A 1,269-nucleotide genomic window follows, 5' to 3' on the forward strand; every position below is an offset into this window, starting at 1 on the left:
TGAACTGCTGTCAATTTAGGTCCACTACTTGAGAGAGTTTTTCCATAGTAAATCATTGCAGTAAAATGGGTTGAGTTTGGATGATTTTGGGTATTTGCACTTGGGGTGCTGGTGGCCTGTAACCTAATGAGCTATGGGGCCGTTCATGGTTGTAATGCTTGACCCATTCCCCAACCACTACCTTAGCTTCTTGTAGGCTGTAAAAGATTTCTCCATCCAGCAAGTTATCTCTAAAAGTCCCGTTAAAGCTCTCACAAAAACCATTCTCCCAAGGACTGCCTGGAGTAATGTAAGCAGTCTTCACTCCAATGCCAGATAACCATTTACGCAACTCTTTGGCAATAAATTCTGGCCCATTATCTGAGCGTATGTGCTCTGGGATGCCGTGAGTAATCATGGCATTGGCTAACTGTTCAATCACTTGGATCGAGCCAATTCTTCTAGCGCAATGGATGGTCAGGCATTTTCTACTGAACTCATCAATCATAGTCAGCATGCGGATCTTGCGACCATAAGCGTCTCTAATGAAGACAAAGTCATAACTCCACACATGGTTGGGGTGAGTCGCTCGCAGGCGCATGCAGCTTCCATCGTTTAGCCAGAGCCTGCCTCTAGGAGGCTGCTTTTGTGGGATCTTCAGGCCTTCTTGCCGCCAGATACGAGCCACCTTGGCAGTGGTAGCTTGGCCCCAACCAGCGCTGCGCATCATGCTGGCAATAAACCGATAACCGTATCTACCGTAGGTGCCGGCCATACGGATGACTTCAGCTCGTAGTGGCTCTTCATCATCTCTGGGCAATGGCATATAGCGATACGCTGCTCTCGATAGCCCCACTAAACTGCAGGCAGTCCGCTCAGAGATGCAATACCGATCCATGAGCAGCTGCGCTGCGTTTTTACGCCTAGTAGGGCTTAGAAGTTTCCCTTAATGACTTCCTTGAGCATCACTTCTCGTAGGGATAGGTCCGCTACGAGTTTCTTAAGTCGGGTATTTTCCTGTTCTAGCTCTTTGTATTTTTTAGCTTGATCTACCTTCATGCCGCCGTACATTTTTCTCCAGCGATAGTAGCTTTGCTCAACCGTGCCTATTTCTTTACAGGCTTGGGCGAGGGTTTTGCCATTACTGGTTAATACATCGATTTGGCGTAACAGGGTGACAATTTGTTCGGGTTTAAGACGTTGACCTTTAGCCATGATTAGCACTCCTTTAGGGTGAAGATTATCAAAAATCCTCTCTTTTGGAGTGGTACTAAAAATCAGGTCAGTTCA

The 1,269-nt window shown here is 46.9% G+C and carries 1 protein-coding gene; it reads right to left on the minus strand.

The features are described 5' to 3' along the window. Positions 1-52: 52 nt before the first annotated feature. A protein-coding gene (locus tag LZT21_RS11815) for an IS3 family transposase (RefSeq protein WP_233937362.1) occupies positions 53-1,194 on the minus strand; the annotation gives its coding sequence in 2 pieces (ribosomal slippage) (positions 53-927 and positions 927-1,194; 1,143 coding nt in all). Between the last annotated feature and the right edge of the window lie 75 nt (positions 1,195-1,269).

Origin of the sequence: Polynucleobacter sp. IMCC 30228, from assembly GCF_021395205.1 — a bacterium.
Lineage (GTDB): Bacteria > Pseudomonadota > Gammaproteobacteria > Burkholderiales > Burkholderiaceae > Polynucleobacter.